The organism is Massilia sp. P1_C10 (assembly GCF_056406475.1).
The window spans coordinates 24,765-51,740 of sequence record NZ_JBFUAC010000009.1 but is presented as its reverse complement, the minus strand read 5'-3'; the positions used below and the strand labels follow the sequence as shown (position 1 = coordinate 51,740).

Here is a 26,976-nt window from a genome sequence, read left to right as displayed (position 1 = left end):
GGATATAATCCCGCCATGAACGCTCCCCTGCCCGCCCACCGCCCGATCCAGGCCCTCCCCGACCAGCTCATTTCGCAAATCGCCGCCGGCGAGGTGGTCGAGCGCCCCTCGGCAGTCGTCAAGGAGCTGCTGGAAAACGCGCTCGACGCCGGCGCCACCCAGATCACCGTCCGGCTCGAGGAAGGCGGCGTCAAGCGCATCGCGATCACCGACAACGGCCGCGGGATCCCGCCCGACCAGCTGCCGCTCGCCCTGTCGCGCCACGCGACATCGAAAATCGCGTCGCTGACCGACCTCGAAAACGTCGCCACCCTCGGCTTCCGAGGCGAAGCGCTGGCGTCGATCGCCGCGGTGGCCGCCGTTTCGGTGACCACGCGCACGGCCGACGCCCCGCACGCCTGGGAACTGGTCGGCTCGCACCTGGGCACCGTCGCGCCATCTTCCGGACCGCTCGGCACGACGATCGACGTGCAGGACCTGTACTTCAACACGCCCGCGCGCCGCAAGTTCCTGAAATCCGAGCAGACCGAATACGGCCACTGCGCCGAAGTGGTGCGCCGCATCGCGCTGGCCCGCCCCGACGTCGCGTTCAGCCTGACCCACAACGGCCGCACCATCGACCACTGGAACGTGAGCGAGATGGCCAAGCGCAGCGCGCACATCCTCGGCAACGAGTTCGCCCAGGCGCGCCTGCCGATCGATGAAACCGCCGGCCCGCTGCGCCTGCACGGCTTCGCCGGCCTGCCGACCGCGTCGAAGGCGCGCGCCGACGGCCAGTTCTTCTACGTGAACGGCCGCTTCGTGCGAGACAAGCTGCTGGTGCACGCGGTGCGCGCCGCCTACCAGGACGTGCTGCACGGCGACCGTTTCCCGTCGTACGTGCTCGGCCTCGACCTCGATCCGGCGCTGGTCGACGTCAACGTCCATCCATCGAAGATCGAAGTGCGCTTCCGCGACAGCCGCTCGGTGCACCAGTTCGTGTTCCATGCGGTGCAGCGCGCCCTGTCGCAGACATCCGCCACCGCCTACGGCTCGGTCCCGGCGCCGCTGCCGGCCGGCGACGTCGGCGGCGGCACGTCGACCTGGCGGCGCGAGCACGAGCAGCAGTCGTTCGGCACGCAGCTGTCGGCCACGTTCTCGCCGTCGCCCTATGCGCCCGGCAGCCGCTACGATGCGCCCGGCGTCGCGCAGAACACCGCCAGCTATGGCGCCCTGTTCGCGTCCGACAGCGCCGCCGCCAGCGCGCCGGTGACGCCTTTCACACCGCTACCGCAGACGATGTCGAACGACGAGTATCCGCTCGGCTTCGCCCTGGCGCAGCTGCACGGTATCTACATCCTGGCGCAGAACGCCAAGGGCATGGTGCTGGTCGACATGCACGCCGCGCACGAGCGCATCCTGTACGAGCAGCTGAAGAACGCGCTCGACGCCCAGGTCGACGGCCAGGACATGCAGGTGCAGTCGCTGCTGATTCCCGTGACCTTCTTCGCCGACGCGGTTGAAGTGAGCACCGCGCACGAAAACCAGGACACCTTGAAGTCGCTTGGCTTCGACATCGGCGCGCTGTCGCCGACGACGCTGGCGGTGCGTTCGGTGCCGACCCTGCTGAAGAATGCCGACGCCCAGACGCTGGCGCGCGACGTGCTGCGCGACGTGCGCGAATACGGCGGCTCGCGCGTGCTGATCGAGCGGCGCAACGAGCTGCTCGGCACCCTCGCCTGCCACACCGCGGTGCGCGCCAACCGCATCCTGTCTGTGCCTGAGATGAACGCACTGCTGCGCCAGATGGAGAGCACCGAGCGCGCCGACCAGTGCAACCACGGCCGCCCGACCTGGGTGCAGCTCGAAATTTCCGCGCTCGACAAGCTTTTCCTGCGCGGCCAGTGATGAGCACCAAGAGCGACGTCATCCACCCCATAGCCGCGTATGCGCACGCGCCGGTGCTGCTGCTGATCATCGGCTTCTTGATGCTGCAGCCACTGTCGACCGACCTGTACCTCGCCTCGCTGCCAAGCCTGGCGACCGTGTTCGGCGTGCCCGCATCGACGGTGCAACTGACGCTGTCGATGTTCGTGCTCGGCTTCGGCGGCGCCCAGCTGGTCATCGGCCCGCTGTCGGACCGCTACGGCCGGCGCCCGGTGCTGCTGGTTGGCCTCGCGCTGTACGTAATCGCCAGCCTGCTGTGCGCCGCGGCGCCGGGCATCGACCTCTTGATCGTCGCGCGCTTCCTGCAGGCGCTGGGCTGCTGCTCTGCCATCATCATCGCCCGCGCCATCGTGCGCGACGCCTACGCGCCGGCCGACAGCGCCCGCGTGATCGCGCGCGCATCGAGCTGGCTGTCGCTGGCGCCGCTGCTCGGCCCGATTCTCGGCTCCTACCTGCAGGTGACGTTCGGCTGGCGCGCCGCCTTCGTCGCGCACTCGATCCTGGGCCTCATCCTGCTGGCGGCGGTCTTCCTCCGGCTGCCCGAAACCAACGTCCACAAGAATCCGCGCGCGACCGAAGTGGCCGGCCTGATCGAAAATTTCAAGCGGGTGCTGGGCGCGCGCGAGTTCTGGGCCAATGCGCTGCCGGGCGCCCTGTCGTACGGCTCGATCTTCGCCTTCATCTCGGGCTCGTCGCTGGTGCTGATCCGCGTGCTGCACGTGCCGACCGCGTGGTTCGGCTACTGCTTCGCGTTCGGCGTCTCGGGCTACCTGATCGGCACCATCATCTGCCGGCGCCTGCTGCCGCGGTTCGGCCAGGCCGCGACCCAGCGCATCGGCAGCGCCGCGTCGTTCGGCGCCGGTGCGCTGTTCCTCGCCGCGCTGGCGCTGGGCGCGGTGCACTGGTCGCTGGTCGTCATCGCCATGTTCATGACCATGTGCGCGCACGGCGTCAACTTCCCGATTGCGCAATCGGGCTCGGTCACGCCGTTCCCGCAGCAGGCCGGCACGGCAGCCGGCTTGATGGGTGCGCTGGCGATGGCGGTGGCCTTCGTCGTCGGCTCGATCGTCGGCGCAACCTTCGACGGCACGCTGTATCCGCTTGCGCTGACCGAATGCGCGCTCGGCGCCTGCATCTTCGCCTCGGTGCGCGTGCTGGGCGCGCGTCACGCGGAGGTCACTCCGTGAAGCCGCTCGTCGTCGCCATCATGGGGCCGACCGCGTCCGGCAAAACCGCCGCCGCATTGGCGATCGCGCGCGAGATCCCCAGCGAGATCATCTCGGTCGATTCGGCGCTGGTATACCGCGGCATGGACATCGGCACCGCCAAGCCAAACGCGGAAGAACTGGCCAGCGTGCCGCACCACCTGATCGACATCATCGAGCCGACCGAGGCGTACTCGGTGGCGCAGTTTCGCGCCGATACGCTGCGGCTGGCTGGCGAGATCAGCGCGCGCGGCAAGCTGCCGCTGCTGGTCGGCGGCACGATGATGTACTTCAAGGGTCTGACCGACGGCCTGGACGACCTGCCGACGGCGAATGCCGAACTGCGCGCAGAACTCGACGCCGAAGCGGCGCGCATCGGCTGGCCCGGAATGCACGAGCAGCTGCGCGTGCTCGATCCAGTCACGGCGGCGCGGCTGGCGCCGAACGACGCCCAGCGGATCAACCGCGCGCTTGAAATCTGCAAATTGACCGGACGGCCGATGTCGGAGCTGTTGTCAGGCCGCGAAAAGCTGGAGCTGCCGTTCGAGCTGCTCTCGTTCGCGCTCGAGCCGTCGGACCGCGCGGTGCTCCATGCGCGCATCGCCGCCCGCTTTGACCAGATGCTGGGCGCCAGCGACGACAGCGGTATCGTGGCCGAAGTGGCGGGCCTGCGCGCGCGCGGCGACCTGCATCCGAACCTGCCGTCGATGCGCTGCGTCGGCTACCGGCAGACCTGGGATTACCTCGATGGCAGGATCGACCGCGCCGCGCTGCGCGAGACCGGCATCATCGCCACGCGCCAGTTGGCGAAGCGACAATTGACTTGGCTGCGGTCGATGCCGGAGCGCATTGTCATCGATTGCCTCGGCGCCGATCCGACGGGGGAATTACTGGCCCAAGTCGCTGCGCGCACGCCTTGAGCGAATAATCTTCCGGAGGTTCCTTGACAGGTCTCCGCAAAGACCGTATAGTTCTGGCCTGTTCGGTGATATAGCTCAGTTGGTTAGAGCACAGCATTCATAATGCTGGGGTCGGTGGTTCAAGTCCACCTATCACCACCAAGATTCATCAAAGAGCCCGCATGCCTCTCACGAGACTGCGGGCTTTTTGTTTTTCCCTCGAATTTTCATTCGATTTCAGTTTGATGCGGTTTCGCAATACCGTCGCCCTCCATAGCCGATATATCTGTGAGCTCGGCAAAATTTGCCGGACGGATATCTCTCCACGTTGACTCCGGGGGCGCGATGAACTATTTCATCCTACTTTGCTTGGTTGTTTACTTACTCGTCGACGGCATCCGCACCAAGGAGCGAAGCAAGCGGCGATGTGACGACCTGGCGGCCATGATTCCGCCACTCGAACGCGTTGTGGAAACGCTCATGGCGCGAATCGCTCGGCTCGAAGCGATGCAGAAAAAAGCGCCGGCGGACGCTGACACAGCTCCTGCGAAGGACGCTGTCGTGGCGCCGCTTCCCGCTATCACGCCGGCGATGCCGACAGCCGCGAAGCAGACAGCCGCGACCACCGGCGCGCCGCAGCAAGCGCCGCCAGCAGCGCCGGCCATCACGCCGGCACCCGCCACGCAAAAACGCGCCCCGGCCGATCAGTCATGGCTCCCCCCTGAATACACGCCGAGCGTCGAGCCCGCCGCGCCCTACCAGCCGCCCGCATGGCTGCTGGCGGCCAGGAAATGGCTATTTACCGGCAACCTGGTGGCCAAATTTGGCCTGCTGATCTTGTTCATCGGCGTCAGCTTCCTGCTCAAATATGCGGCCGAGCGCATCACCGTGCCGATCGAATTGCGCTTTGCCGCCGTGGTGCTGGCCGATATCGGGCTGCTGGCGTGGGGCTGGCGGATCCGCACCTCGCGCCGCGGCATCGGCCTGCCTGTCCAGGGCGCCGCGCTGGGCATCCTGATGCTGACCACCTTCGGCGCTTACTCGCGTTTCCACCTCATCCCGTCCGGCCTGGCTTTCGGGCTGCTGCTGACGTTGACCGTCTTCACCTGCCTGCTGGCGGTGCTGCAGGATGCAGTGTGGCTGGCCGTGTTCGGCATCGCCGGCGGCTTCGCCGCTCCCGTGCTGACGGCGAGCGGCTCAGGCAATCACATCGGACTGTTTTCCTATTACGCCATCCTCAACACCGGCATCTTCGCGATCGCGCTCAAGAAGTCCTGGCGCCTGCTTAACCTGCTGGGGTTCGCATTCACATTTGTGATCGGTACGGCTTGGGCGGAACTGAAATACGAACCGGAAAATTACTTGAGTGCGCAAGTATTTTTGACCCTGTTCTTCTTGTTTTACGTCGGCATCGCCGTTGCGTACGCCAATCGCGAGGCGCCGCGGCTGAAGCATTACGTCGATGCGACGCTGGTGTTCGGCGCACCCATCCTCGGCTTCGGCCTGCAGTTCGGGCTGGTCCAGCACATGCAATTCGGCCTGGCCATCTCGTCGATGGTGCTCGGGCTGTTCTACACCAGCCTGGCGATGCTGCTGTGGCGCCGCCGCGGCTCCAACCTGCGGATGCTGATCGACGCCTTCCTCGCCATGGGCGTGGTGTTCGGCACCCTGGCCCTGCCCTTCGCGCTGGACTCGCGCTGGACTTCGGGCGCCTGGGCCCTCGAAGGCGCGGCCCTGGTGTGGATCGGATTGCGCCAGAAAAATACGCTGACTTGGTCGTTCGGATTGCTCGTGCAGGCCGGCGCGTGGGCCTCGTTCATCGCGGCTCTGTCGGGCCTGGACCCAGCGCAAGCTGCGAAGGCCAACATCTGGCTCGGCTTCCTGCTGCTCACCGGATCGGCATTTGCAATGGCGATCAATTTCCGCTCCACCGCGGGCGAGACCGCGCTGACTCGCCAATTCGGCGCGGCGGCAAACGTGTTCCTGGCCATCGCGGCACTATGGCTGCTGGGCGGGGCATGGGCTGAAATTTTCGTCCGCTTCGACGCCTTGGACGACAACGCCGCCAACTTGCTGGTGTACAGCGCAATGGCCACCGCGGTCATTCTCTACCTGATTGCGGCCAGCATGCAGTGGCTAGTCGCCAAAGCATTTGCGTTGACTGCGCAATTGGCCGGCGGGCTGTCGTTGTTGTATATGGTGATGTTCAATTTCACCTCTCAGGCCGAGTTCTATCAGATCTTCTCCGGCGCGGCGCTGATTGCCGCCGGCGCACTCTTCTCGAGCCGACGCTTCCACTTCATCGAAGGCAGGAGTTATCGACTGCTGTCGAACCTGTTGATGGCGTGGGCCGGTTGGTGGTGCTTCGGCCCGATGCTCACCATCCTGGCCAGATGGGCAACCGACCGGATCGGGCTGGCATCGCAAATCGACAACTATCTGTTCGAGGTAGCGCTTGCGGCGATCTTGTTCACCCGGCTGGCATCGCGCCTGGCTTGGCCGCAACTGCGTTGGCTCAGCGCGTTTTGTTGGCTCGTCTTGCTCATCATCACCGCCGGGATGCTGTACTTGATGAACGGTCGCTACATCCCCGCTGCGACCGAATGGGCGGCCTGGCTGTCACTGTGGCTCGCCAGCGAGTATCTGCTCCACTTCTGGCGAGCCTCGGGCTGGATGCGCGCCGGCCTTGGATGGAAATTGGTGCACGTGGTGCGCAGCGCTGGGCCCTGGGCCATGATCTGGCCGGCCGGATCCGAGTGGGTCGGCAGATGGCTGTATGGGCCTGGCGGCGAGCAGGCCGCATTGCTCGCGAGCGCAGGCTGGCAGATCAGCGCAGGCTGGACGATTTACTTGCCGGTCTGGGTCATGATGGCAGTGCTCAGCTGGCTGACCGTGCGCAGCCGCCGCGACGTCTGGCCCGTGCAGCCGCTGGCGACATGGTACCGGACCATCCTGATCCCCTTGGGCACGGCCTGGGCGTTGCTACTGGTGGCGGGATGGAACGTGATGCAGAACGGCGCGATGGCGCCACTGCCCTATCTGCCAATCCTCAATCCGCTCGACCTGACAACCGGGTTCGCCGCCATGCAGGCGGTCCTTTGCTACCGCATGGTCAGTGTTGAACTCGCCGGCTCGCCGTCCGCGGCGCGGCGCGCGCTCGATCGATTGCCGCTTGCCGCCTGCTTCGCCGCCTACGGCTGGTTCAACCTGATGCTGCTGCGCACCGCGGCGCGCTACCTCGACATCGATTACACGGTCGACGCGCTGGCCGCGTCGCAGTTTGTGCAGGCGATGCTGTCGCTGGCCTGGTGCATCACCTCGCTGGTGCTGATGCGGCGCGCCCGCACGGTGGCGCCGCGTCCGCGCCTGTGGATACTCGGGGCAGTCCTGCTCGGCCTGGTGGTGGCGAAACTTTTCATCGCCGACCTGGCCAATGTCGGCAGCATGGCGCGCATCGTCTCGTTTGTCGGCGTAGGAGCGCTGATGGTTGCCATCGGCTATCTGGCGCCGTATCCGTCGCGGCCCGCGGCACCGGCGCCGCAAGCTGAACCCACACCGGCATGAACCGCCCTGTACCAACCTGGAGGCTCCCGATGAATCAGATTCGACCACTGTGGCTTCTCACCGGCCTGTTGATTGCGCCGTCCGCCTTCGCCGCGGACACCACTGCGGACAGCGCGCAACAGTATTCGCACGCGATGCCGGTGACCGTCAACGGCAAGGACGCGCTGGTGCAGCTGCGGCTGCCCAAGGATGTTTATCTTGGCGCGCGCTCCGCCCGACTCGCGGACCTGCGCCTGTTCGACGGGCGCGGCGCCAAGGTGCCTTACGCGCTGATCATGCCCGAATCGGAGGCCAAGGTGAGCGTGCGCACGGTGCCGGCGACGATCTTCCCGCTGATGGCCGAGCGTCGCGCCGGCGCCGCCAATGCGGGCCTCGACATCCGCACCTCGGCCGACGGCGCTCTGGTGTCAGTCCATACGCGCGTCACCGGCGCCGCGCCGGCCAGCAGCGAGCTGGCGGCGCTGGTGCTGGACATGGGCGCGGCGGCCGGCGCCGGCCAGCCCCCCGCGCAACTGTCGGCACTGCGCCTGGCCTTGCCGAAGGACGTGTCGAACTACACGGCGCGCGTGGAGCTGGAAGTGAGCGACGACCTGAAGCAATGGGACAGCCTGGGCGAGTCGGTGGTCAGCTGGCTGACCAATGCCGACACCAAGGCGCTGGCCAACGACCGCATCGAATTCGAGCCGCGGGCATTCCGCTATGCCCGCCTGAGCTGGCGCGACGGCGCGCCCGTCGCATTTGCCGCCATCGAGGCCGAAGTCCGGTCGCGCACCGCGGTGACGGCGCCGCTCGAATCCATGACGGTGGCGCCGCAGCCGGGGAAATTTGTCGGCGACCTGCTCTATCCCGTGGCGATCGCGATGCCGGTGCGCTCGTTCGCGCTGCAGTTCGCGCAGCAGAACGTGGTCATGCCCGCCGTGGTTGGACACTACGTCGAAATGCCGGCCATCAAAAAAGGCCAGCCCAACAGTTGGCAATTCCAACCGGCGTTCGGCGCCACTTTCTACCAGATCACCCAGTCGGGCCGGACGCGCCGGTCGGGCGACCTCGATCTCAACGACGCGCACGCGGCCGAGTGGGTGCTTCGACCGCAAACTCCCCTCGCATCGCCGCCATCGCTGCGCGTATCGTGGCAGCCGGCAACGCTGGTGTTTCTCGCCAACGGCAACGGTCCATATACCCTGGCGGTGGGCCGCGCCGGCGCACCGCCGGTCGAGGTCGACATCGCGAAAGTGGCGCCGGGTTTCTCCGGTCAGGAACTGGCCGCGTTGGAGCAAGCGAGCGTCGGTCCCGTCACGCAGCAACGCGTGGCCGCAAGCGCGCCCAGCACCGCGGCGCTGGCAGGCACATCGGCGCAGAAACGCCAGATGATCCTCTGGGGCGTGCTCGGAATTGGAGTCCTCGTACTTGGCGCGATGACCAAAGTCCTGTTGGGACAGATGCGCAGCCCAAACCCGGATGGCCGAACCTGAGGCTCGTTCGGCGAACAATTTCGAAAAGGACTGCGGCCTGTTTGTTTGCCGGACGTTCCGACGCTGCTTGCTCGTCATTTCCCCGGGAGAAGAGCAAATTGCTTCGAGTAACCAGGTATCGAAATAGCCACTGAAAGTGAACCGACTGCGATCGAACGAGGATTAACAGGGTGTGCGGCGACCGTTCGGAGCTCAAACGCCGAGCAGCACGCACCCTTCTTCAATCAGATCGAGAGGTTCGTCATGAAACTTCATCGCTTCACTATCACGCATGTTCTTCCGATAGCGACACTCGCGCTGCTCGCTTCCTGCGGCGGCGGTTACGGCGGTTCGGACTCGACATACATGCCGCCGGCCGCGACCACGCCGCCATCGGCGACGACCGAGCAGTACAGCGCCACCCTGGTCGGCAGCAGCGAGGTGCCGCCCAACCCCAGCGGCGCCACCGGGACCGGCACGCTATCGGTCGACACCGCCACGCGGGCCATGACCGCCACGGTGACGACCGCCGGCATCGCCGGCACGGATGCGCACATCCACATGGGCGCCGTCGGGGTAAGCGGACCGATTATTTTCCCGTTGACGCAAACGGCGCCTGGCAGCGGCGTCTGGAGCACGACGGCCACGCTGACCGACGCCCAACTGGCGTCGCTGCGCGCGGGCGACTACTACTTCAACGTTCACAGCGCGGCGTATCCCGCCGGGGAGATTCGCGGGCAAATCCGGCCCAAGTAGCGGACTGCGGCGGCGCCGCCGGTTCGCGGCGCGGCGCATCGCGTGGCCCGTGAATGAGCCCGCGCACGCTTCGACGCTGAATGCTCACGCCCGCTGCCCTCTGACCTCCACCGCCGGTGCCCGTTGTGCATCTTCGCCGGCGTTCGATGCAGCCTGGCGCGGCGCCATCCCTGCCCGTAGCGCTTGCTGGGCCGACGCCGCCTGGACAGCCGCCTGGAACGCACTTTGCCGCAGCATCGACTGTGGCGGCGCCTCCCTCTGCCCGCCACCGCGAACCGGGTTTGGCGCGCCCGGCCCATAGCCCGCGCCCGGCGCCGAGCGCGCCATCGGCGATAGCTCCGGGCTGGCAGCAACCTCCGGCGGCCGGTTCAAGCCGGTGGCCACCACCGTCACCCGCATGGCGTCGCCCAGCGTATCGTCGAACACCGCGCCAAACTTGATGATGGCGTCGTCGCCGGTCTGCGCGCAGATCACGTTCATCACCTGCTTGGTCTCGCGCAGTTTCAGCGTCTCCTCGGACGCCGCGATATTCACCAGCAGGCCGCGCGCGGCGTGCAGGTTCGAGCCGTCGAGCAGCGGGCAGGAGATCGCCTCTTCGGCCGCCTTGACCGCACGGTCGTCGCCGCTGTGCTGCGCGGAGCCCATCATCGCCGTTCCGGTCTGGCGCATCACCGTGCGCACGTCCTCGAAGTCGACATTGACCATGCCGGGCACGGTGATGATCTCCGCAATGCCGGACACCGCCTTGCTCAGCACCTCGTCGGCCGCGGCGAACGCCTGCTTTTGCGTGATGTCGTCGCCCAGCACTTCCTCGAGGCGGCTGTTCAGGACGATGACGAGCGAGTCGACGCATTTGGCGAGCATCGCGATGCCCTCCTCGGCCACGCGCATGCGCCGCGCGCCTTCGAATTCGAAGGGCTTCGACACCACGCCGACGGTCAGGATGCCCAGTTCGCGCGCCACTTCGGCGACGATCGGCGCGGCGCCGGTGCCGGTGCCGCCGCCCATGCCCGCCGTGAGGAACACCATGTGCGCGCCCTGCAGCGCGTCGGCGATGGCGCCGCGCTCCCGAATCGCGTTCTCGCGGCCCACCACGGGGTCGCTGCCCGCGCCAAGGCCGCTCTCGCCGAGCTGGATGCGTTTTTCGGCGCGGGTATTCGACAGCGCCTGGGCATCCGTATTGGCGCAAATAAATTCGATGTTGGACAGTCCTGCGGACGCCATGTGGTTGACGGCATTGCCGCCGGCGCCGCCAACGCCGATGACTTTGATGACCGTCTCGGGCTGGACATTTTTTAGGTCGGACAAGGGAGACTCCTTTTGATGAATAGTGGCGGGCGGGCTGTCGCGCGGCGCGCCTTCGCCGGGCCGCCATGCGCACAGGTGGCGCCATCGCGCGAAACGCGACGGCTCCCGCAAACACAGTCAGGCGATGCTGGCTATAGCCGAGTCCGTTAGGCTACTTGCTGAGGCGCGCACGCGAAAGGTGATAAGTGTTTCAATCGAAAGCATTTGTAAAACCGCGTGCAATCGGAGAGCGACGCGGGCCGGGCGCGTCGCCGGAAAGTTGTGGATATCAATAAGCTATAGAATCAAGGTCAGCCCATTTATTGGCAAATGGTAAATCACGCGCCGGAACCCCATGACCGCGAACTTGATGCCCCCGCTGCAGCCTTCCGCCCCCGCGCGCTCCCTAGCGTTGCGCAGGCCGTTCCTGACCGCCCTGGCCTTGTCGCTGGGCGCGGCGATTTCGCTCGGACTGTCGCGTTTTTCCTACGCGCTATTGCTGCCGCCGATGCGCGCCGACCTCGACTGGAGCTACCTGCTGTCCGGCGCGATGAACACCGGAAACGCCTTCGGCTATTTTCTCGGCGCGCTGATCACCCCGGCGCTGATGCGGCGCTGCGGCGCACACACGGCGCTGATCGGCGGCGCGGTCCTCGCCGGCTTGTTCATGATGCTGTCCGGCTTCGTCGTCGCCGCCGACCTGCTGATCCTGCAACGTATCCTGGCCGGCATCGCCAGCGCCTTCATCTTCGTCTCCGGCGGCGTGCTGGCCGCGCGCCTGAGTTCGCTGCATCCGGCCCAGGCCGGCCTGCTGCTCGGCATTTACTACGGTGGCACCGGGGTCGGCATCGTCGCGTCGGCCCTGCTCGTGCCCAGCGCGCTGTCGGCCGCCACCGCCCACGGAGCGGCCCATGCGTGGCAGTGGGCCTGGGTCGCGCTCGGCGCCGCCTGCCTGGTGGCAACGCTGGCGATGGCGCTGCCGGCACGCCACATCGACGGCGCCGCCGCGCCGCCCGGCGCGCACGGGCAGTTTCGATGGCGGCCCTTCGGATTCGCGCTGGGCGGATACTTCATGTTCGGCGTCGGCTATATCGGCTATATGACCTTCGTCATCGCCCTGCTGAAGGAGCAGGGAATGGGAGCCGCCACCATCACCTGGTTCTACTCGGTGCTGGGATTGGCGGTGATCGCCTCGTCCCGGATCTGGGCCCGCATGCTGGACCGCTTCCAGGGCGGCCAGTCGCTCGCGATCCTGAATGCCTTGCTGGGCGCGGCGACGATCCTGCCCGCATTGACGGCCGCGCCAGCGCTGGTGTTCGCGTCCGGCGTGATGTTCGGCGCGATTTTTCTATCGGTGGTCGCCTCCACCACCGCGCTGGTACGCCACAACCTGCCCCAGCATGCGTGGTCGGCCGGAATCGGCGCCTTCACTGTCGTGTTCGCGCTGGGCCAGATCATCGGCCCATCGGTAATCGGATGGATCGCGGACGGCCCCGGCGGCCTTCAGCGGGGGCTGATATTCTCCGCGCTGGCCCTGGCAGCGGGAGCGATGCTGGCGTCGCGTCAACGGGCGTTGCCGCCTTTGCAGTAGGCCGGATTGCGAGCCTGCGCTGTCGAAAAACCTTACAGGCACTCGCGCGATCGCCTCCGCAACTTCGGGCCCCGGAAAAAATCCGCAACGAATACAGCGAGTTAGGAAGATTGGCCCCCAGTGGCACGATTGATGCTCCGATCATTGCGTGCCGAATCCGGGGACAGGATGCACGCCAAACGGCCGGTCCTCCTTCACTTCCTCCCAAAGTGACAAGTAGAAAATTGGGAGAATTCTTCCACGATTTTTGAACCGGGAACTCTTATGAAACTACCCATTGCTTCCGCATTCCTGTCGATATTGTTGACGGTCCCGTCGGCCTGGGCAGGATTTATCACCTTCGAGTCCGCCGGCAGCAATGCCGCGGCGATCACCCCGACGCGCGACGCCTTTCGTGCCGCGGTGGGCGGGGGCACGTTTGCCGGCGCTAACGGCTCCTTCGGTGGACTGCGCCGTGAAATCAACTGGGACGGCGTGCCCGGCGCGTTTGCGGATCCGAATCCCTTGCCTGGCAACTTTTTCAACGTCAATTCGCCGCGCGGCGCGGTATTGGCTACCCCCGGCACGGGCTTTCTCGTGAGTGCCAATGCCGGAGAGAGCACGCCCGTCCTGTTCGGCTTTCCCAACGACTTCCAGACCTTCAGTCCGCAGCGCTTGTTCACCGCGGTCAACAGCAACATCACGGATGTCTCCTTCTTCGAACCAGGCACGACGAACGCCGCCACCACCAGTGCATTCGCCGCGATTTTCGTCGACGTGGAAGTGGCCGGCCAGACGATGATCCAATTCTTCGACCAGAACAACGTGGAAATTTTTTCGCGCAACGCACTGGTCGCAGGGAACCAGGGCTTGAGCTTCGTCGGCGGAGTTGCCGGCGCCGGCGAGAGGATCAGCCGGGTCAGGCTCACGTCGGGCCGGAATACCATCGTTTCGAACGGGGTGCTGGGCAACCCGAACGACGACATCGTGGTCATGGACGATTTTCTGTTTGCAGAGCCGGTGGGCCGCGTTCCCGAGCCATCGAGTATTGCGCTGCTTGCCCTCGGACTGGCTGGCTGCGCTCTCAGCCTGCGCCGCCGTCGACGCTGAGCGAGAACGCGACGCCGCCGCGTCCATTGCCTGCGCTAGCTGGCGCAGGCACTCATCGCCCTGCATGTGGCCATGATCCGCCGCCGGTATCGGAATAAAAAAAGCCTGGCTCGATACGAGCCAGGCTTTCGGACGCACCAACATTGGTGAGTTACGCGGCCGTCTTGTACAGCCCCGCGAAGCGCAGGCCGAAATACAGGATGAAGGTGTAGCACGCGGCCGGCACGATGAACGACCACTGCAAGCCCATGGTATCGGCCAACAGGCCCTGCGCGAACGGCACCAGGGCGCCGCCGACGATGGCCATGCACAGGATGCCCGATGCCTGGCCGGTGAACTTGCCCAGCTGGTGCAGCGCCATGCTGAAAATGGTCGGGAACATGATCGAGTTGCACAGGCCGACCGCCAGGATCGACCACATCGCGACCTGGCCGTGGCCGAAGATGGCGACCATGATCAGCGCGATCGAACAGGCCGCATTGAACGCGAGCGCCTTGCCCGGGCTGACGTAACGCATGACGGCAAAGCCGATGAAGCGGCCGACCATCGCGCCGCCCCAGTAGTAGCTGACGTAGTGCGCCGCGGCCGCCGGCGTCAGCGCGGCGATGCCCGGCTCGCCCAGGAAGTTGATCAGGAAGCTGCCGATACTGACTTCGCCGCCGACGTACAGGAAGATGCCGATCGCGCCCATGAACAGGTGCGGGTGGGCCAGCGCCGAGTGCTTGGCGTTGGCGTCCAGGTGCAGCACCGTGTCTTCCTCGTGGCTGATCTTCGGCAGGCGGGCAAACGCGAACAGCAGCGCCAGCACCAGCAGAGCGCCGGCCAGCGCAAGGTAAGGCCCCTGCACGCTCGCGGCCTGGGTCGCGCGGTACGCAAGCTGTTGCGCCGCCGGCAGCGCAGCCAGTTCGCTCACGCTCAACACGCTGCCCGACAGGATCAGGATGCCGCCCAAGGTCGGCGCCACGGTGGTGCCGAGCGAGTTGAAGGCCTGGGTCAGCGTCAGGCGGCTCGATGCCGTCTGCGGGTCGCCCAGCACCGTCACGTATGGATTGGCCGCCACCTGCAGGACCGTGATGCCGGCAGCCAGCACGAAGAAGCCGAGCAGGAACAGCGCATAGCCGCTGGTCGACGCCGGATAGAACAGCGCGCAGCCGGCGGCCGCGATGGCCAGGCCGGTAACGGCGCCGTTCTGGTAGCCGATCTTCTTGATCAGCATCCCCGCCGGCACCGATACGATGAAGTAGGCGCCGAAGAAGCAGAACTGCACCAGCATCGCCTGCACATAGGTCAGCGTGTACAGCGCCTTCAGGTGCGGGATCAGCACGTCGTTGAGCGCCGTGAGCAGGCCCCACATGAAGAACAGGATCGTGACGATGATCAGCGGCCCGGTGTTGCTGGCGCCTGAGCGTGATGGCTGCAGCGTGGATGGCTGCGAAGTGTGTTCCATGCGGATGTCTCCAGTTGGTTTATTTTTTGATGCTTACTTCAGCATAGCGCAAGCTTGCGCGTCTGCGTCCTTTGCAGCGCCGCCGACGATGTGGATGTCGGCGAATGCGGCCGTGAAAGCGCCCTGGCTGGCCACGCTGAACGGGGTGTCCACCTGCGCCAGGTCGGCGCCCTTGGCGACGAAGCAGGCCAGCGGAATCTTCACCGTCTGCTTGCCCTTGCCGGCCATCGAACGGAACAGCGCCGTCGCATCGACCGCGCCTGCGCCCACCGCCAGCGTCACGCCTGCGCCTGGCGCGGCCGTGACGATGGTGTCGAATTGCAGCGCCCCGTCCTTGGTGGCGAACGCCGGCAGCGCCGCCTTGGCGCCGTGCGCCTCGAGCCGCGCGGCGCCGGTCCAGGTCACCAGCTTGCCGTCCTGCTGGGTGTTGACCTGGCTGGTCTCCACCTTCACTGCGGGCAGCGTGACGACGCGATTCAGGTCCGCGCCGAGTGCCTCCCGCTGCGCGCCGCTGACGACGTACAGCGGCCAGGTGGCGCGGTCGGCCTGGTTGAATACGGGGTACGACGTGGTCACGCCGCAGCCGCCGGCCGGGTAGGCCGCATCGAGCTTGCCGACGTTCGACTTGCGGCCGTACTTCAGGCCATAGCCGGTGGCGAACAGCGGCGCGTAATCCTTGTCGCCGTAATTGAGCTCGGCCTGGCAGACCGACTTGGGCCACGAGAACGACAGCGTTCCGGTGAAGGCCGCCTTGTCGTTGAACAGCACGTCGGCCACGCCCTTGCCTTCGGTGCCCGGCAGCCAGGCCATGACGAAGCTGTCGGACAGGTTCATCAAATCGTTGGCGTAGACCGGACGGCCCGCCACCAGCACGGTGATCACCGGCTTGCCCTTGCCCGCTACCTTCTCGAGCACGGCCAGGTCTTCAGGATAGCGGCCGCTGTGGCGCAGCGTGCCGGACGGGCCGATGTCGCCCATGCCTTCCGCGTACGGCGTCTCGCCGATCACCGCGATCACCGCGTCGAACTTCGACACGTCGACATCCTGCGCGTTGGCGCTGTAGGTCACGTTGGCGGCGCCGGCCTGCGCGACGATGCCGGCCAGGATCGTGTCGCCGTTCGGGAAGTCGCTGTTCTTGTTGTCGGTACCCTGCCAGGTCAAGCTCCAGCCGCCGGTCTGGTTCGGCATGTTCTCGGCGTTCTTGCCGACCACGAGGATGCGCTTGCCGTGCTTGAGCGGCAGCGCGGCGCTGTCGTTCTTCAGCAGCACCAGCGATTCGCGCACCGCCTGGCGTGCCAGCGCGCGCGCCTGCAGCGCGTCCTGCTTGCCGGCGAACTTGTTGTCGGACGGCTTGCGCAGGCCTGCGCGCAGCTTCACGCGCACGATGCGGGTAACGGCATCGTCGATGCGCGACATCGGGATCTCGCCCTTCTGCACTTGCTTGATCGTGTTGGCGATGAAGGCCTTCCAGTCGTCCGGCACCATCACCATGTCGACGCCGGCGTTGATCGCGCGCGCGCAGCTGTCGTTGCTGCAGCCAGCCACCTGGCCGATGCCGTTCCAGTCCGAGACCACGAAGCCGTCGAAGCCGATCTTCGTCTTCAGGACGTCCGTCACCATCGCTTTGTCGCCGTGCAGCTTGCCGTGATCGACGCCATGCTCGACGTCGTTCCAGCTGTTGTACGAGACCATCACGGTCTGGGCGCCCGCCGCCAGCGCGCTGTAGTAGCCGGCGCCGTGGATGTTGATCATCTGCGCCGTCGTGGCCTTGTTCACGCCCTGGTCCTTGCCCTGGTCGGTGCCGCCGTCGCCGATGAAGTGCTTGGCGGTGGCGACCACGTTGGCGTCCGAGCGGAAGCTGCCCTGCAGGCCGCGCACGTAGGCGCCGCCGTATTCGCTCACCAGCGCAGGATTCTCCGAGAAGCTCTCGTAGGTGCGGCCCCAGCGATCGTCGCGCACCACGGCCAGCGTCGGCGCGAACACCCAGTTGATGCCGGTGGCGCGCACCGCCTGGCCGACCGCGGCGCCGATGCGCCCGATCAGTTTGACGTCGTGCGCGGCGCCCAGGCCGATATTGTGCGGGAACAGCGTCGCGCCGATCACGTTGCTGTTGCCGTGGATCGCGTCGATGCCCCAGATGACCGGCACCCTGGTCGCCATGTCGGTCGACATCGAAGCGTCGTAGTACTTGTCGGCCAGCGCGACCCATTCGGCGGCGCTGGCCTGCTTGTTGTTGTTCGGCCAGCTGCCGCCGCCGTTCAGCACCGAGCCGAGGTAGTACTGGCGCACCTGCTCCGGCGTTGCGGTCTTGATCTCGGGCTGGGTCATCTGGCCGATCTTCTGCGCGAGCGTCATGCCGGCGACGATCTTCGCGACCTTCGCTTCCAGCGCGGCGTCCGGGCGGATCGCGCTGCGCACGTGCGGCCAGTCGGCCAGCGGCGCCGGGGCCGCGGCGCCCGCGGCCCCGGCGTTGAACAGTGCGGCGGCTGCGATGAGATAGATATTCTTATGCATGGTGATGGTCTCCGGTGCTGTTGTTATTCGGCGTCTTGTTTGAGGAATGCGCGATACCATTTCCCGCTGCGCTTGAGGCGCCGCTGCTGCGTCGTGAAGTCGACGTAGGTCAGGCCGAAGCGGCGCGTGTAGCCTTCGGCCCATTCGAAGTTATCCAGCAGGCTCCAGGCGAAGTAGCCCTTGACCCGGCTGCCCTGGGCGATGGTGTCGCGCAGCGCCGCCAGGTGGCTGGCCAGGTAGTCGCGCCGCTCGACGTCGTCGATCTCGCCGTCGGCGCCGACCACGTCTTCCCAGGTCGAGCCGTTCTCGGTGATGTAGATCGGCGCGGGATCGTAATCGGCTTCGATGCGGCGGATCAGGGTGCCCATTCCTTCGGGTGACACTTCCCAGCCGAACGCCGTGCGCACGGCGTCGTCGCGCGCCACCACGCGCGCCTCGAGCGGCGCCACACCCGGCGCATGCGCGATGATCTCGGGGAAGTAGTAGTTCACGCCGAGGAAATCGGTCGGCGCGGCGATCGCTTCGAGGTCGCCCGCCAGCACCACCGGCGCATCGGCCGCGCACAGTTCGAGGATGTCGGCCGGGTAGCCGCGTCCATGGAGGGGATCGAGGAACCATCGGTTGCGCAGGCCGTCGTGGCGCGCGCAGGCGGCGACGTCTTCCGGCTTGTCGGAAGCGGCGGAAAGCGGATGCAGGCTGAGGGCGATGCCGACCTTCGCGTCGGGCACGTTGGCGCGGATCGCCGGCAGCGCCAGCCCGTGCGACAGCATCACGTGGTGCGACACCTGCAGCGCGGTGCGGAAGTCGGCGATGCCGGGCGCGTGCACGCCTTCGAAGTGGCCGTGAATGGCGGTGCACCACGGCTCGTTGTGGGTGATCCAGTGCTTGACGCGGTCGCCCAGGTGCGCGCTCATCACGTCGGCGAATTCGGCGAAGGCATAGGCGGTGGTGCGCTCGTTCCAGCCGCCCTGTTCCTGCAGGTACTGCGGCAGGTCCCAGTGGTACAGCGTCAGCCAGGGTTCCAGGCCGCGTTCGAGCATGCCGTCGACCAGGCGCGAATAGAACGCCAGGCCTTCCGGGTTCGGCTTCGCGCCGGGTCCGGAGAAAATGCGCGGCCACGCCACCGAGAAGCGGTAGGCGTTCAGGCCCAGGTCGCGCCCGATGTCGAGGTCTTCCGGCCAGCGGTGATAGTGGTCGCAGGCGACCGCGCCGTTCGAGCCGTCGCGGATCGCGCCGGGCCGCTCGCAGAAGCGGTCCCAGATCGACTCGACCCGCCCGCCCTCGTGCGCGCCGCCTTCGATCTGGTACGACGAGGTCGAGCAGCCCCACAGGAAGTCGGAAGCGAAATCGGAGCGCGCGATGGCAGGCGGCGCGTTGTCGTGAATTTTTTTAGTCATCGGTTATTGATCGTGCAAGCTGCCACCGCCCGGCGTCGAGGTCAGGCATGGAAAGGTTTCCAAGTGTAGCAAAGAATCGCCGCGTGTGCGCACCCGCGGGGACGATTTTTCGATGTTTACGCGGCCCGCCGCGCCGCCTCGGGCACGTCCGCCAGCGACGCGCGTTCGGTCAGGCTGATCGGGAACTCGCGCGCCGCCGGACGCGCCCCGCCGTAGCAGCGGTTGAGCAGGGTATTCAGGCCGCTGAGGGTGACGTCGCGCCACGGAATGTGCACGGTGCTCAGGCGCGGCGCCGAAAATTCGGCGCTCGGGGTGTCGTCGTAGCCGAGCACGGACACCTGCGCCGGCACCGCGATGCCGGCCTGCTGGAAGTACGACAGCGCGCCCACCGCCATCTCGTCGTTGGCGCAGAACAGCGCCGTGAACGGCTGCTTCGACGCCACCAGTTCGGCCGCCGCCGCCCATCCGCCTTCCGGCGAAAAGTCGCTTTCGGCGATCCACAGCTTGCCGGTGTCGATGCCGGCGCCGGCCAGCTCGCCGAGGAAGCCGTCGATGCGGTCGACGTTGTCGGGCGACGCCGACGGGCCGGCGATCACGGCGATCTGGCGGTGGCCCCGCTCGAGCAGGGTGCGCGCGGCCAGCACGCCGCCGGCTCGGTGGTCGGCGGAGAAGCACTGGCCGGGCAGCTTGTCGGAGCTGTGGTTCAGCAGCACCACGCACGACTGCTTCGGCCCGAGCGCGGCGATGTCGGCGTCGCTCAGGTGATTGGTCATCGCCAGCAGGCCGTCGCAGCCGCGCTCCATCAGGAACTCGATGCCCTCGATCGCCTGGCGCCGCGCGTCGCCGGTGCCGGTGCCGAAGGCCACCACCATGTGCAGGCCCGCGGCGCGCAGTTCGGTGTCGATCAGCTGCAGGATCGGGGTGTAGAAAGTGCCCTTCAGGATCGGGATGTAGACCCCGATCATGCTCGAGGTCCCCGACAGCAGCGCGCGCGCCGCGTGCGACGGCCGAAAGTCGAGCTCCTCGATCGCCTTCCTGACCCGTTCCAGCGTGGCCGGCGAGACCGAACCTTTGCCGCTCACCACGCGGGAAGCGGTTCCCAGTCCCACGCCGGCCAGGCGCGCTACGTCTTTGATAGTTGCCACGGCTTCCTTCGATTATTCGCTATTCGCGCATTGGAAAAGCATACTGCATTTGCGCCGCCAGAACCACCCGGCCAGGCCAGGCCCGGCACGGCCCGGGCTTTAACGGGCGCCGCTCCAGGTAAAGGTCGCCACGCTACTGGCCGGCATCGTGTAGCCGAAGCTGCTGGCGCCCACTTTCACGGAGAACTCGCGCGCGGTCTTTTCCGGGTTGGCCACCACCAGCGCGATCGCGCCGTCGGTGTTGCGGAACGCCACCGTGTCGAGGCCGCCGACGCCGCTGGTCGAGGCGATCCGGCGCGCGCCCGGCCGCACGAAGCGGCTGGCATGCGCCAGCGCGTAGTACTCGACGTTGCGGGTCACCGCGCCGGTCTTCGAATTGATCGTCACCACGCCGCGGCAGTCGCCGCAGCCGCCCTTGTGCGGGCCGTAGTTTTCGTCGAGCGCCAGGTTCCACAGCGAGACGCCCCTGGCCCAGCCGCGCGTGGCGCCGATGACCAGCGTGCGCGTGAAGTACTGCAGCGTGTGGGCGAAGTCGTGGTCCCACTGGCCGCCCGAGCATTCGGTGAACCAGGTGTCCTTGCCGGGAAACTCGTCATGCACTTCCGCCTGCACCTTGACGTCGCCTTCGTAGCAGTGCCACGCCACCCCGCTGATGTACCGGGACGCGGCCTTATCGGCCAGCACTTCGCGCGGCGAATTCGGCTGCGACCAGTTGTGGTCCCAGTCGAAGATCTGGGTGCCGGGATTCTGCTTCGCCAGCACCGGGCCGAGATGGCCGCCGATGAAGGCGGCGCGCCTGGCCGGATCGACCCGCATGCCGGGGTAGTCGGCCGGCTCGAAGTGCGGCTCGTTCTGCAGGGTCAGCGCGAAGATCGGCACGCCTTCGGCCTTGTAGGCCGAAACGTAGCGGCTCAGGTACTGGGCGAACGGCGCGAACGCTTCCGGCTTCAGGGCGCCCTGGTACAGGTGGTCGTTGGTCTTCATCCAGGCCGGCGCGCTCCATGGCGACGCCATCACTTTCAGCTGCGGGTTGATCGCCAGCGCGGCCTTCACGGTCGGCAGCACCGTCTTGCGGTTCGGCTCGATCGAGAAGTGCTTCAGCTGCGGGTCGGTCTGCCCCTTCGGCATGTCGTCGAAGGTGTAATGCTGGCTCGAGAAGTCCGAGGCGCCGATGGTCAGGCGCGTGAACGACAGGCCGATGCCGTCTCCCTTGCGGCCGAACAGCTCCTGCATCAGCGCGTCGCGCGCCGGCGCCGTCAGCCGGCCCTGGATCAGCTCCGCCGACGCGTCGGTGATCGCCGCTCCGAAGCCGGCGATTTCCTGGTAGCGCCTGGCGGGATCGACCTCGATCACCACGCCGGCGCGCTTGGCGCCATCGAACGCGGCATCCTTCTCGCGCGACAGCAGCTTGGACTGGTCGCCCGTGGTGACCCACGCCTGGACCGGCGCGGGCGCCGCAGCGGCATGCATTGCGACGCCGGCCAGCAGCGGCAGCATGAATCGGTTCAGTGTCGGTGCCATGCGTGGTTCTCCTCGGGTGGACTTCATAAACGTTGTTCGGTTTGTGGGTCGAACAGCGAGGCGCGCGCCGCGTCGACCGCGAATGTCACCGCGTCGCCGGGCGCGAATGCGCGGTTGTCGTGAACCATCGCCGACAGCAGCTGCCCGCCGGCGTCGATCCACACGATCTGGTGATTGCCCATCGGCTCGACCAGCGTGACCGTGCCGGCCAGCGGCGCGCCGTGCGCGATGGCGATGTGCTCGGGACGCACGCCCAGCACCGCCGCGCGCGCGCCCGCGGCCGGCATGTCGACCGACAGCTGGCCGGCGCAGAACCGCCCGCGCTCGTCCAGCGCGCCGTGGATGAAGTTCATGGCCGGCGCGCCGAGAAAGCCGGCGACGAACAGGTTGGCCGGCCGCTCGTACACTTCGGCCGGGGCGCCGACCTGCTGGACGCGCCCCGCCCGCATGACGACGATGCGGGTGGCCAGCGTCATCGCCTCGACCTGGTCGTGCGTCACGTAGATCATGGTGGAGCGCAAGGTCTGGTGCAGCAGCTTGAGCTCGCGCCGCAGTTCGGCGCGCAGCTTGGCGTCGAGGTTCGACAGCGGCTCGTCGAACAGGAACACGCCCGCCTCGCGCACCAGCGCGCGGCCGATCGCCACGCGCTGCCGCTGGCCGCCCGACAGGTGCGCCGGTTTGCGGTCCAGCAGCGCGCCGAGCTGCAGCATCTCGGCGGCGCGCGCGACGCGGCGCGCGATCTCCGCTTTCGGCGTGCCGGCCACGCGCAGGCCGAACGACATGTTCTTCTCGACCGTCATGGTCGGGTACAGCGCATACGACTGGAACACCATGCCGATGCCGCGCCGGCTCGGGTCCATCTGCGTCATGTCGGTCCCGCCGATCTCCACGCTGCCGGCGGTGACGTCGATCAGGCCGGCGATGCTGTGCAGCAGGGTCGACTTGCCGCAGCCGGAAGGCCCGAGCAGCACCAGGAACTCGCCCTCCTCCACCGCCAGGTCCAGGTCCTTGATGATCTCGACCCCGCCAAGGTTGATGCCCAGATTCCGAAGACGCACATTCGACATTGTTAACCCTTTACCGCGCCGGCGGCGATGCCGCGCACGAACCAGCGGCCTGAAATGAAATAGATCGCCAGCGGCACCAGCGACGTGAGGATGGTGGCCGCCATGTTGACGTTGTACAGGCGCGTGCCGGTGGTCGTGTTGATCACGTTATTGAGCTGCACCGTCATCGGCATGAAATCGCGCCCGGCGAACACCAGCCCGAGGATGTAGTCGTTCCACACGCCGGTGACCTGGATGATCGCGGCGACGACGATGATCGGCAGCGACATCGGCAGCATCAGCTGCGCGAAGATGCGCCAGAAGCCGCCGCCGTCGATGCGCGCGGCGTGGAACAGCTCCTGCGGGATCGCCGCGTAGTAATTGCGGAACAACAGCGTCATGAACGGCATGCCGAAGACCAGGTGGACCAGCACGACGCCCGGCAGCGAGCCGAAGATCCCGAGGCCGGCGGCCATGCGCACCAGCGGGTACATCATCACCTGGCCGGGAATGAAGGCGCCCAGCATCAGCGCGCCGAACAGCAGCGAAGAGCCGCGCGGCTTCCAGAACGACAGCGCGTAGCCATTGAGCGCGCCGACCAGCATCGGCAGGATCGTGCTCGGCACCGTGATCGCCACCGAATTCCAGAAGCCGGCGCGGATGCCCTCGCAGGACTCGCCGGTGCACGCGCCGCTCCAGGCTTCGCTCCACGGCGCCAGCGTCATTTTGACAGGAAGCGCGAAGATGTTGCCGAGTCCGATCTCGTCCATCGGCTTGACCGAGGTGACCAGCATGACGTACAGCGGCAGCAGGAAGAACAGCGCCGCGGTCAGCAGGAATACGTAGATGCCGATGCGCGCCGGCGTGAATGCGCGGCGGCTCATGCGCGGTCCTTGCGGCTGCGCGCGTAGGCGTAAGGCGCCAGCACCGCCAGCACCGGCACCAGCAGCATCACGGCGCCGGCCGAGGCCAGGCCGATGTTGGCGCGCCCGAACAGGTTATCCATGATGAACTTGGCCGGCACTTCGCTGGCCGTGCCGGGGCCGCCCTGGGTCATCGCCACCACCGCGTCGAACAGCTTGACGACCGCGGTCGACAGCAGCAGGAACACGGTGGCGATGGTCGGCCCCATCATCGGCAGCACGATCGAGGTGTAGACGCGCCAGGCCGGGATGCCGTCCAGGCGCGCGGCCTTCCAGATGTCGCCGTCGATGCCGCGCAGGCCGGCCAGCATCATCGCCATCACCAGGCCGGACGCCTGCCACACGGTGGCGATGACGATCGTGTAGATCACCATGTCCTGGTCGATGATCCAGTCGAAGTCGCCGGAAAATCCCAGCTGCGCGAGCACCTTGCCGATGCCGCCGCCTGGCGTCAGCATCCACTGCCAGACCAGGCCGGTGGCGACGAACGACATCGCGTAGGGATACAGGAAGACGGTGCGCAGCACGCCCTCGCCGGTGACGTTCTGGTCGATGAACACCGCCAGCAGGAAGCCGATCAGCATGCATGCGCCGACGAACAGCACGCCGTAGATGGCCAGGTTATGCAGCGACAGCATCCAGCGCTCGTTGTCGAACAGGCGCGCGTACTGCATCAGGCCGACGAAATGATCGGACGGGAAGCTGCGCGAACTGGTGAAGGAAATGCGCAGCGACCACAGCACCGAGCCGAGGTAGCCGACGATCACCGTCAGCGCCATCGGCAGCAGCGCGGCGAAGGGGACGATGCCGCGAAGTCGATGCGAAGCGCGCATCAGGCTAGTTCTTCAGCGCCGCGGCGATGCGCTGCTGCGCCTTTTCGACCGGCATATTGGTGTTCCAGAATGCGGTCAGCACGTCGACCAGGTCGCCGTTCTGGGCCGGCGTCAGGTACACCTCGCCGTTGCCGACGTGGCGCGTGCGGTCCTTCATGATCGCCAGGCCGGCCTGCGCGCAGACGTCCATTTTGGAAGCGTCGACGTCGCCGCGAATCGGCACCGAGCCTTTGAGGCGGTTGAATTCGACCTGAGTGGCCGGCGCGACCATCACGTTTGCCAGCAGCTTTTGCGCCTTGAGCGCTTCGGGGTCGCTGGTCTTCGGGAAGATGAAGGCGTCGCCCTGGATCAGGTACGGCGACTTCGGACCGAAGCCGGGAATGCAGCCGTACTCCTTGCCGGCAGTCTGGTGCGCGGCGCCGAATTCGCCCTTGGCCCAGTCGCCCATGATCTGCACGCCGGCCTTGCCGGAGATGAGCATCGCGGTCGCGTCGTTCCAGTTGCGGCCCGGCGAACCGGCGTCGACATAGGAGTGCAGGCGCTTGAACGCAACCAGCACCTTTTTGAAAGCCTCGGAATTGATCGCCTTCGGATCGCGGTCGCGGAACACCGACAGGTACAGGTCCTTGCCGCCGACGTTCGCCAGCACCGCCATGAACACGATGTTTTCCTGCCACGACTGGCCGCCGTGCGCCAGCGGGATCACGCCGGCCGCCTTCAGCTTGTCGAGCGCGGCGAACAGTTCGTCCATCGTGGCCGGCTCCCTGGCGATGCCGGCCTTCTTGAATGCGGCCTTCGAGTACCAGATCCAGGTCGGCATGTGGATATCGATCGGCACCGCGTAGTAGTGGCCCTTGACCTTGATGACGCTGCGGATCGGTTCCGGCAAGGTGGCGTCCCAGTTCTGCGCCTTGGCCACGTCGTCGACGTTATTCAGCATGCCCTCTTCGATCACGTCGAGGAACTGCTTGGAGGTGTTGAACTGCGCGGCGGTGGGCGGCTTGCCGCCGACCACCCGGTTGATCGCCACGGCGCGCGCCTGCTCACTGCCCGCGATCGGGGTGTCCACCCAGACCCCGCCGGCGGCGCGATAGGCGTCGGCCACCTTCCTGACTGCGGCCGATTCGCCGCCCGAGGTCCACCAGTGGATGACTTCGGCCCTGGGGCCGCCCGCGTGTGCCGCGCTGCCGGCGCCGAACGCCAGCGCCATTGCGAGCGCCAGCTTGTGTGCTGTGACCATCTGATCTCCTTGAGTGCGGATCTGGGGTCCGCTTGCTGACAGGCGCATCGCCAATTCCAAATTGGAAACGTTCCCATCGCAATTGCCTGAATATAACACCCATCGTTTTTGAGTGTCAACGATTTACCGGCCGCGCCCGGCCCTGCGGGTGCGCCATTTTACGGGGTTTGGCGAGGCTTGCCGAGTATGCTGTCGAGTCTGGCTGTCGCCACCTGAAAATTGATCGCCAGCGGCGTCCAGGAATGATATATTCGGGAAAAATGGAAACGATTCCAGAATAAGCCACAGGAGACTCAGTGAACGTCCACACCAAGCGCATCCTCTTCGCCCTCTGCGCGCTGGCCGCCTTCAGCGCCGGCGCCGCGCCCGCCGCGCCGATGCCGCCCGGCGGCAAGCCGGCCGGCTATAAGCTCGCATGGGCCGACGAATTCGACCAGCCCGGCCTGCCCGACGCGGCGAAGTGGGACTACGACATCGGCATGAACAAGAAGGGCTGGCACAACAAGGAACTGCAGTACTACGCCAAGGGCCGGCTTGAAAACACCCGCGTCGCGAACGGCAAACTCCTGATCACCGCGCGCAAGGAGAAGCTGGCCGGCGAGGCCGACTTCGGCGGCCAGGCCTACACGTCGGGGCGCCTGTACACCAAGGGCAAATTCGAATTCACCTATGGCTTCGTCGAGGTGCGCGCCAAGCTGCCGTGCGGCCCGGGCACCTGGCCGGCGATCTGGATGCTCGGCACCGGCGCCGGCTGGCCCGAGCACGGCGAGATCGACATCATGGAACACTCCGGCATGAAGAAGGGCGAGGTCCTCGCCAGCCTGCACACGGGCGCCTTCAACTGGCCGAACAACACCCAGATCTCCGCGCCGACGCGGGTCGAGAGTGTGTGCGACGCCTTTCACAACTACCAGCTGACGTGGGACGCCGACCATATCTTCATCGGCGTCGACGACAAGAACTACCTGCAGTTCGCCAATCCGAAAGACGGCGACCACCACAAATGGCCGTTCAGCGATCCGCAATACCTGATCCTCAACCTGGCGATCGGCGGCATGATGGGCGGCCCGGTGGACGACAGGATCTTCCCGGCCACGATGGAAGTCGACTACGTGCGCGTCTACCAGCGCTGATCCGAACAA

General features: G+C 66.6%; 20 protein-coding genes and 1 tRNA gene. 10 read left to right on the top strand and 11 right to left on the bottom strand.

Annotation, left to right across the window (positions count from 1 at the left end; translation table 11 throughout):
* Positions 1 to 15: 15 nt before the first annotated feature.
* From mutL to AC1D02_RS18300, 6 genes are all read left to right on the top strand, one after another.
* Entirely contained in the window at positions 16 to 1,887 is a 1,872-nt protein-coding gene (gene mutL, locus AC1D02_RS18325) for a DNA mismatch repair endonuclease MutL (RefSeq protein WP_477319469.1), read from the top strand.
* Positions 1,887 to 3,113, top strand: coding sequence for a multidrug effflux MFS transporter (locus AC1D02_RS18320; protein ID WP_477319467.1), 1,227 nt, complete (start codon positions 1,887 to 1,889; stop codon positions 3,111 to 3,113). The genes mutL and AC1D02_RS18320 overlap by 1 nt, the downstream gene beginning before the upstream one ends.
* Positions 3,114 to 3,133: 20 nt before the next feature.
* The gene (gene miaA, locus AC1D02_RS18315; protein ID WP_477319754.1) at positions 3,134 to 4,051 is read left to right on the top strand and encodes a tRNA (adenosine(37)-N6)-dimethylallyltransferase MiaA; all 918 of its coding nucleotides are present in this window, start codon (positions 3,134 to 3,136) and stop codon (positions 4,049 to 4,051) included.
* A 64-nt stretch (positions 4,052 to 4,115) separates the two neighbouring features.
* Positions 4,116 to 4,192: transfer RNA gene (locus tag AC1D02_RS18310), tRNA-Met, on the top strand.
* Between the two features lie 183 nt (positions 4,193 to 4,375).
* The gene (locus tag AC1D02_RS18305) at positions 4,376 to 7,594 is read left to right on the top strand and encodes a DUF2339 domain-containing protein (RefSeq protein ID WP_477319465.1); all 3,219 of its coding nucleotides are present in this window, start codon (positions 4,376 to 4,378) and stop codon (positions 7,592 to 7,594) included.
* 29 nt (positions 7,595 to 7,623) lie between these two features.
* Positions 7,624 to 9,066 (top strand): DUF3999 family protein, encoded by a 1,443-nt coding sequence (locus tag AC1D02_RS18300; protein WP_477319463.1) that lies wholly within the window; start codon positions 7,624 to 7,626, stop codon positions 9,064 to 9,066.
* Between the two features lie 320 nt (positions 9,067 to 9,386).
* Here the strand turns inward: AC1D02_RS18300 and AC1D02_RS18295 are convergent, their stop codons facing one another.
* On the bottom strand, positions 9,387 to 9,554 hold the full coding sequence (locus tag AC1D02_RS18295) for a hypothetical protein (protein ID WP_477319766.1): 168 nt from the start codon (positions 9,552 to 9,554) through the stop codon (positions 9,387 to 9,389).
* Between AC1D02_RS18295 and AC1D02_RS18290 the strand changes: the two genes are divergently transcribed.
* Positions 9,487 to 9,801: a CHRD domain-containing protein gene (locus tag AC1D02_RS18290; RefSeq protein ID WP_477319752.1), complete on the top strand. Its 315-nt coding sequence runs from the start codon at positions 9,487 to 9,489 to the stop codon at positions 9,799 to 9,801. The genes AC1D02_RS18295 and AC1D02_RS18290 overlap by 68 nt on opposite strands.
* A gap of 84 nt (positions 9,802 to 9,885) precedes the next feature.
* On the opposite strand, the gene ftsZ is transcribed toward AC1D02_RS18290, so the two are convergent.
* On the bottom strand, positions 9,886 to 11,109 hold the full coding sequence (gene ftsZ, locus AC1D02_RS18285; RefSeq protein WP_477319461.1) for a cell division protein FtsZ: 1,224 nt from the start codon (positions 11,107 to 11,109) through the stop codon (positions 9,886 to 9,888).
* A 334-nt stretch (positions 11,110 to 11,443) separates the two neighbouring features.
* Here ftsZ and AC1D02_RS18280 point away from each other — a divergent pair, with 334 nt between their 5' ends.
* Positions 11,444 to 12,679 carry a YbfB/YjiJ family MFS transporter gene (locus AC1D02_RS18280; RefSeq protein WP_477319459.1) on the top strand — a complete coding sequence of 412 codons (1,236 nt, stop codon included), beginning with the start codon at positions 11,444 to 11,446 and terminating at the stop codon, positions 12,677 to 12,679.
* Positions 12,680 to 12,943: 264 nt separating this feature from the next.
* Entirely contained in the window at positions 12,944 to 13,768 is an 825-nt protein-coding gene (locus tag AC1D02_RS18275; protein ID WP_477319457.1) for a PEP-CTERM sorting domain-containing protein, read from the top strand.
* A gap of 151 nt (positions 13,769 to 13,919) precedes the next feature.
* On the opposite strand, the gene AC1D02_RS18270 is transcribed toward AC1D02_RS18275, so the two are convergent.
* From AC1D02_RS18270 to AC1D02_RS18230, 9 genes are all read right to left on the bottom strand, one after another.
* Positions 13,920 to 15,215 carry a sugar MFS transporter gene (locus tag AC1D02_RS18270; protein ID WP_477319455.1) on the bottom strand — a complete coding sequence of 432 codons (1,296 nt, stop codon included), beginning with the start codon at positions 15,213 to 15,215 and terminating at the stop codon, positions 13,920 to 13,922.
* A 33-nt stretch (positions 15,216 to 15,248) separates the two neighbouring features.
* Positions 15,249 to 17,729 (bottom strand): glycoside hydrolase family 3 protein, encoded by a 2,481-nt coding sequence (locus tag AC1D02_RS18265; RefSeq protein WP_477319453.1) that lies wholly within the window; start codon positions 17,727 to 17,729, stop codon positions 15,249 to 15,251.
* Positions 17,730 to 17,752: 23 nt separating this feature from the next.
* A complete protein-coding gene (locus AC1D02_RS18260; RefSeq protein WP_477319451.1) occupies positions 17,753 to 19,126 on the bottom strand; it encodes a GH1 family beta-glucosidase in 1,374 nt (457 codons plus the stop codon).
* A 116-nt stretch (positions 19,127 to 19,242) separates the two neighbouring features.
* The gene (locus tag AC1D02_RS18255; RefSeq protein ID WP_477319449.1) at positions 19,243 to 20,271 is read right to left on the bottom strand and encodes a LacI family DNA-binding transcriptional regulator; all 1,029 of its coding nucleotides are present in this window, start codon (positions 20,269 to 20,271) and stop codon (positions 19,243 to 19,245) included.
* 99 nt (positions 20,272 to 20,370) lie between these two features.
* Positions 20,371 to 21,792, bottom strand: a complete 1,422-nt coding sequence (locus AC1D02_RS18250) for a glycoside hydrolase family 30 protein (protein WP_477319447.1) — start codon at positions 21,790 to 21,792, stop codon at positions 20,371 to 20,373.
* A gap of 23 nt (positions 21,793 to 21,815) precedes the next feature.
* Positions 21,816 to 22,859 (bottom strand): ABC transporter ATP-binding protein, encoded by a 1,044-nt coding sequence (locus AC1D02_RS18245; protein ID WP_477319445.1) that lies wholly within the window; start codon positions 22,857 to 22,859, stop codon positions 21,816 to 21,818.
* Between the two features lie 2 nt (positions 22,860 to 22,861).
* Positions 22,862 to 23,722, bottom strand: coding sequence for a carbohydrate ABC transporter permease (locus AC1D02_RS18240; RefSeq protein WP_477319443.1), 861 nt, complete (start codon positions 23,720 to 23,722; stop codon positions 22,862 to 22,864).
* Positions 23,719 to 24,594 carry a carbohydrate ABC transporter permease gene (locus AC1D02_RS18235; RefSeq protein ID WP_477319441.1) on the bottom strand — a complete coding sequence of 292 codons (876 nt, stop codon included), beginning with the start codon at positions 24,592 to 24,594 and terminating at the stop codon, positions 23,719 to 23,721. Before AC1D02_RS18235 ends, AC1D02_RS18240 begins: the two co-directional genes overlap by 4 nt.
* 4 nt (positions 24,595 to 24,598) lie before the next feature.
* Entirely contained in the window at positions 24,599 to 25,834 is a 1,236-nt protein-coding gene (locus AC1D02_RS18230) for an ABC transporter substrate-binding protein (protein WP_477319439.1), read from the bottom strand.
* Between the two features lie 296 nt (positions 25,835 to 26,130).
* Here AC1D02_RS18230 and AC1D02_RS18225 point away from each other — a divergent pair, with 296 nt between their 5' ends.
* On the top strand, positions 26,131 to 26,967 hold the full coding sequence (locus AC1D02_RS18225; protein WP_477319437.1) for a glycoside hydrolase family 16 protein: 837 nt from the start codon (positions 26,131 to 26,133) through the stop codon (positions 26,965 to 26,967).
* Positions 26,968 to 26,976 lie beyond the last annotated feature (9 nt).

Excerpts from the sequence above, each read along its gene's own strand:
- mutL (WP_477319469.1), top strand. The coding sequence starts at position 16 with ATGAACGCTCCCCTGCCCGCCCACCGCCCGATCCAGGCCCTCCCCGAC.
- AC1D02_RS18320 (WP_477319467.1), top strand. The coding sequence starts at position 1,887 with ATGAGCACCAAGAGCGACGTCATCCACCCCATAGCCGCGTATGCGCAC.
- miaA (WP_477319754.1), top strand. The coding sequence starts at position 3,134 with ATGGGGCCGACCGCGTCCGGCAAAACCGCCGCCGCATTGGCGATCGCG.
- AC1D02_RS18305 (WP_477319465.1), top strand. The coding sequence starts at position 4,376 with ATGAACTATTTCATCCTACTTTGCTTGGTTGTTTACTTACTCGTCGAC.
- AC1D02_RS18300 (WP_477319463.1), top strand. The coding sequence starts at position 7,624 with ATGAATCAGATTCGACCACTGTGGCTTCTCACCGGCCTGTTGATTGCG.
- AC1D02_RS18295 (WP_477319766.1), bottom strand. The coding sequence starts at position 9,554 with ATGGCCCGCGTGGCGGTGTCGACCGATAGCGTGCCGGTCCCGGTGGCG.
- AC1D02_RS18280 (WP_477319459.1), top strand. The coding sequence starts at position 11,444 with ATGACCGCGAACTTGATGCCCCCGCTGCAGCCTTCCGCCCCCGCGCGC.
- AC1D02_RS18275 (WP_477319457.1), top strand. The coding sequence starts at position 12,944 with ATGAAACTACCCATTGCTTCCGCATTCCTGTCGATATTGTTGACGGTC.
- AC1D02_RS18270 (WP_477319455.1), bottom strand. The coding sequence starts at position 15,215 with ATGGAACACACTTCGCAGCCATCCACGCTGCAGCCATCACGCTCAGGC.
- AC1D02_RS18265 (WP_477319453.1), bottom strand. The coding sequence starts at position 17,729 with ATGCATAAGAATATCTATCTCATCGCAGCCGCCGCACTGTTCAACGCC.
- AC1D02_RS18260 (WP_477319451.1), bottom strand. The coding sequence starts at position 19,126 with ATGACTAAAAAAATTCACGACAACGCGCCGCCTGCCATCGCGCGCTCC.
- AC1D02_RS18250 (WP_477319447.1), bottom strand. The coding sequence starts at position 21,792 with ATGGCACCGACACTGAACCGATTCATGCTGCCGCTGCTGGCCGGCGTC.
- AC1D02_RS18245 (WP_477319445.1), bottom strand. The coding sequence starts at position 22,859 with ATGTCGAATGTGCGTCTTCGGAATCTGGGCATCAACCTTGGCGGGGTC.
- AC1D02_RS18240 (WP_477319443.1), bottom strand. The coding sequence starts at position 23,722 with ATGAGCCGCCGCGCATTCACGCCGGCGCGCATCGGCATCTACGTATTC.
- AC1D02_RS18235 (WP_477319441.1), bottom strand. The coding sequence starts at position 24,594 with ATGCGCGCTTCGCATCGACTTCGCGGCATCGTCCCCTTCGCCGCGCTG.
- AC1D02_RS18230 (WP_477319439.1), bottom strand. The coding sequence starts at position 25,834 with ATGGTCACAGCACACAAGCTGGCGCTCGCAATGGCGCTGGCGTTCGGC.